This window comes from Cognatilysobacter segetis (assembly GCF_004359965.1).
In the GTDB taxonomy this organism is placed as follows: Bacteria; Pseudomonadota; Gammaproteobacteria; order Xanthomonadales; family Xanthomonadaceae; genus Cognatilysobacter; species Cognatilysobacter segetis.
In genome coordinates, this window is record NZ_SMRQ01000101.1 from 1 (window position 1) to 4,395 (window position 4,395).

The following is a 4,395-nucleotide window of genomic DNA, read 5'->3' on the forward strand; positions in this document are numbered from 1 at the left end:
GTCGACGCTCGCCCGCGCGCTTCTACGCGCGCTGGGCGTGCAGGGGGCGATCCGCAGCCCGACCTACACGCTCGTCGAACGCTACGCGGTCGATGGAGGCGAGGCCTGGCACCTCGACCTCTACCGCATCGGCGACCCCGGCGAGATCGATTACCTCGGCCTGGATGCCGACGCCGTCGTGCTGTGGCTGGTCGAATGGCCCGAACGCGGCGCCGGCGCGCTTCCGCCGCCCGATCTCGTGGTGGCGCTCGATCTTGGAGGCACGGGCCGTAACGCCGCGCTGACGGCCTCCTCACCAGTGGGCGACGAATGGCTCGGTCGGCTCACAGCCGCCTTCACGCCCGAACTCTTCACGGCCGGCTGAGAAACAGGCGGCAGGTCACGGATTCGCAAGGGAAAAGTTGCTTGCATTGACCCCTCCGCAGTGGTTGACTTACTGCCATGCGCGTGAAGGCTGACACTGTCCAGAAGATGGTCCTCGGAGCGGCGCTCCTGGCGGCGCTCGTCTGGAACCTGGCGCAGGCCGCCGAGGTTCGCGGCGTCCAGCTCGACAGGGGCCCCACCGGCACTCGTGCCGAGGTCGCGCTCGACGCGGCGGCGGCCGACTACCGCGTCATCCGCCTTTCCGCCCCTGAACGTCTCGTGGTCGACCTCCCGGCGTCCTCGATCCGCCGTGGCGCTCCGTTGCCGTCGCCGACCGGCGTGGTCCGCAGCGTCCGTTACGGCGCGCCCGCGCCGGGCGTCGCGCGCATCGTGTTCGACCTCGCGCAACCGGTGGCCGCGTTGCAGCCTCGCATCGAGCCGGCGGGTGCCGGCGCCCGCCTGGTGCTGGAGTGGCCGGGCGACGACGAGCCCGTGGCGGTCGCTGCCGCTCCGACCGCCTCCGTGCCGTCGCCGACGGTGCTGCAGCCGCCTTCCACGCCGCCGGGCACCGCCATCGAGCGGCCGTCGATCGACGCCGTGATCGCCTCGGTGGCCGGCTCGTCCCAGGCCGCCCCGGCCGTGACGACGACGCCGGTCCTGCCACCGCAATCGTCAGCGCCCGCGATCGTGGCGCCGCCCCGCATCGAAGCCTCGGCAGCTACCACGGCGTCATCCGCCCCGGTCCTCCTGCCGGCGCCCGCCGCGCCGCGCGTCGCGAGCGGCCGTCCGCCGCGCGCGCGTGTGATCGCGATCGACGCAGGCCACGGCGGTCAGGATCCGGGCGCCCATGGGCCCAGTGGCCGCCGCGAGAAGGACGTCACCCTGGCCATCGCACGAGAGCTGGCGCGCCAGGTGAACGCCACGCCCGGGTACAAGGCCTACCTGACGCGCGACTCGGACTTCTTCATTCCGCTCAACGAGCGTGCGCGCCTCGCCAAGCGCGCGGGCGCGGACATGTTCGTGTCGATCCACGCGGATGCGGCCGAGAATCCCGCCGCCCGCGGCTCGTCGGTGTTCGTGCTGTCGCTCAAGGGCGCCTCGTCGCAGCGTGCGCGCTGGCTGGCGGACAAGGAGAACGCCGCCGACCTCATCGGCGGGGTGCGCGTGGAGCCCAGCAACACGCTGGCCTCCGTGCTCCTCGATCTCACCCAGAGCGGGAACCTGAAGGCGTCGGAAGACGTCGCAGGGCAGGTGCTCAGCGGCCTCGCGCGGCTGGGGCCGAACCACAAGTCGACGGTGGAGCGCGCGAACTTCGCGGTGCTGCGCACGTCGGACACGCCGGCGATGCTGGTCGAGACCGCGTTCATCTCGAATCCCGAGGAAGAGCAGCGCCTGAGCGATCCCGCGCAGCAGTCGGCGATCGCCCGCGCGGTGTTCGGCGGGATCAACAGCTACTTCCTGCGCACGCCGCCGCCGGGCACGCTGCTCGCCGCGCGGGCCGAAGACTCCGTGATCGCGGGCAGCGGCCGGGCGGGCGGCAGCCGCTGAGACCGCGATCGCGCGCGGGCGCCGCGCCGCGCGACTATCATCGACGGCCGTAAGCGCGCATGCGCGCGAGCCTGTCCGCCGTGCCGATACGACCGCTTCCCGACGTCCTCATCAACCAGATCGCTGCCGGCGAGGTCGTCGAGCGGCCGGCGTCCGTCGTCAAGGAGCTCGTCGAGAACGCGCTCGACGCCGGGGCCGGGCGCGTGGACATCGACCTCGAGGACGGCGGCATCCGGCTCATCCGGATCCGCGACGACGGGCTGGGCATCGATGCCGACGAACTGCCGATCGCCGTGCAGCGCCACGCGACCAGCAAGATCGCCTCGCTCGACGATCTCGAAGGCGTCTCGACGCTCGGCTTCCGGGGCGAAGCGCTGCCGTCGATCGCGTCGGTGAGCCGGTTCGCGCTGATCTCGCGTACTCGCGAGGCCCAGCACGCGACCGTGATCGAGGTCGACGGCGGGCACGTGTCGCCGCCCGCGCCGCGCGCACATCCGCACGGCACCACCGTCGAGGTGCGCGACCTGTTCTACAACGTGCCGGCGCGACGCCGCTTCCTGAAAGCCGAACGCACTGAGCTGTCGCACATCGAGGACTGGCTGCGCCAGCTCGCGCTCGCGCGACCGGACGTCGAACTGCGCGTGTCGCACAACGGCAAGCCGTCGCGGCGCTGGAAGGGCGAGCGCGACCTGCTGTCGGGCGAGCGCCTGCACGAGGCCCTCGGCCCCGATTTTGTCCGCCATGCACTGCGCGTCGAGCATGGCGGCATCGACGCCGACGGCCGCGGCCTCCGCCTGCAGGGCTGGATCGCCGAGCCCAGCTACAACCGCGCCAGCACCGACCAGCAGTTCCTGTTCGTCAACGGTCGCGCGGTGCGCGATCGCAGCGTCGCGCACGCCGTGCGCCAGGCGTTCGCCGACGTGCTGTTCCACGGACGCCATCCGGCCTATGTGCTGTTCCTGTCGCTGGACCCGCGCCGCGTCGACGTCAACGTGCATCCGGCCAAGCACGAAGTGCGTTTCCGCGACGGGCGGCTGATCCACGATTTCGTCTATCGCACGCTGCAGGGCGTGCTCGCGGAAACGCGCGCGGGCACAAGCATCGCGGCGATCGGCGCGCAGGTCGCGGCGGCCGTGACGTCGACGCCCGCCTGGGCCGCCCCCGCGCGGCAGGCGCCGCTGGGACTGCAGGTCGCGGAGGCGCGTGCCGCATATGAAGCGCTCTATGCACCCGCCGAGCGCACGGCCGCGGCCGCGATGGCCACGCTGCCGCCGCCTGCCGCGGACGACACGCCGACCCTGCCGCCGCTCGGTTACGCGGTCGCGCAGTTGCATGGCATCTACATCCTGGCCGAATGCGCGGAAGGCCTGATCGTCGTGGACATGCATGCCGCGCACGAACGCATCGGCTACGAGAAGCTCAAGGCCGCGCACGATGGCGAAGGCCTGCGCACGCAGCCCCTGCTGGTGCCGCAGGCGGTGGCGGTGTCCGATCGCGAGGCCGACGTCGCCGAGCGCGAGGCGGCCACGCTCGCCGCACTCGGCTTCGACGTCACGCGCACGGGGCCGCAGTCGCTGGTGCTGCGCGCGGTGCCGGCGCTCCTGGCCAGCGGCGACACCGAGACGCTGCTGCGCGACGTGCTGGCCGACCTGCGCGAGCATGGCGATACGCGTCGCATCGCCGAGGCGCGCGACGAACTTCTGGCCACGATGGCCTGCCACCACGCGGTGCGCGCCAATCGGCGCCTCACGATTCCCGAGATGAACGCCCTGCTGCGCGAAATGGAAGCGACGGAGCGCTCGGGACAATGCAACCACGGCCGCCCGACCTGGGCGCGCTTCAGCCTGGCGGAGATGGATCGATGGTTCCTGCGCGGTCGTTGACCCGTGGCATCGCGGCGCTGGCGCTCGTGCTGGCGGCGTCGGCGTGTCGCCGCGATGCCGCGCCACCGGCGACGCCGCGCGCGCAGCCGGCCGCGTTCGTGCAGGCCGAGCAGGTGTGGCGTGCGGAACGCCTGCGAAAGCTCACGGCGCCGGACGGGTGGACATCGCTCGTCGGCCTGCACTGGATCGATCGCGGCGCGCATTTCGTCGGAAGTGCAGCGAGCAACGGCATCCGGCTGCGGGTGGGGCCGTCGCAGCTGGGCCTGCTCGCGCTGGACGACGGGCGGATCCGGTTCCAGCCCGCGAAGGGCGCCGGCGCGCTGGTCGACGGCCGGTCCGTGTCCACCGCGGTGCTCCGTCCCGACGACGATCCGGCGGGCGCGAGCCTCGTCGCGTTCGACGACGGCAAGGGGCTCGCCACGGTGATCCATCGCGGCGATCGCTACGCGCTGCGCGTCAAGCACGCCGACGCGCCCACGCGCACCGCCTTCCGCGGGCTGCAGTACTGGCCCGGCGGCCCCGACTGGATCGTGGACGCCCGGTTCGTGCCCAATCCGCCGGGCGCGACGCTCGGCATCGCGAACATCATCGGCATCGTGGA

3 protein-coding genes and 1 pseudogene are annotated in these 4,395 nt (G+C 72.6%); all 4 read left to right on the forward strand.

Annotated features, from left to right (window positions below; genetic code table 11):
- A partial coding sequence (gene tsaE / locus E4F61_RS13900; protein WP_133480210.1) for a tRNA (adenosine(37)-N6)-threonylcarbamoyltransferase complex ATPase subunit type 1 TsaE occupies window positions 1-364 on the forward strand: 364 nt, incomplete at its 5' end.
- 83 nt (window positions 365-447) lie between these two features.
- On the forward strand, window positions 448-1,911 hold the full coding sequence (locus E4F61_RS13905; protein ID WP_238382958.1) for an N-acetylmuramoyl-L-alanine amidase: 1,464 nt from the start codon (window positions 448-450) through the stop codon (window positions 1,909-1,911).
- A gap of 80 nt (window positions 1,912-1,991) precedes the next feature.
- On the forward strand, window positions 1,992-3,794 hold the full coding sequence (gene mutL / locus E4F61_RS13910; protein WP_133480212.1) for a DNA mismatch repair endonuclease MutL: 1,803 nt from the start codon (window positions 1,992-1,994) through the stop codon (window positions 3,792-3,794).
- Window positions 3,773-4,395: pseudogene (locus E4F61_RS13915) on the forward strand (DUF1684 domain-containing protein); the annotation flags it as partial. The gene mutL and the pseudogene E4F61_RS13915, both read left to right, overlap by 22 nt.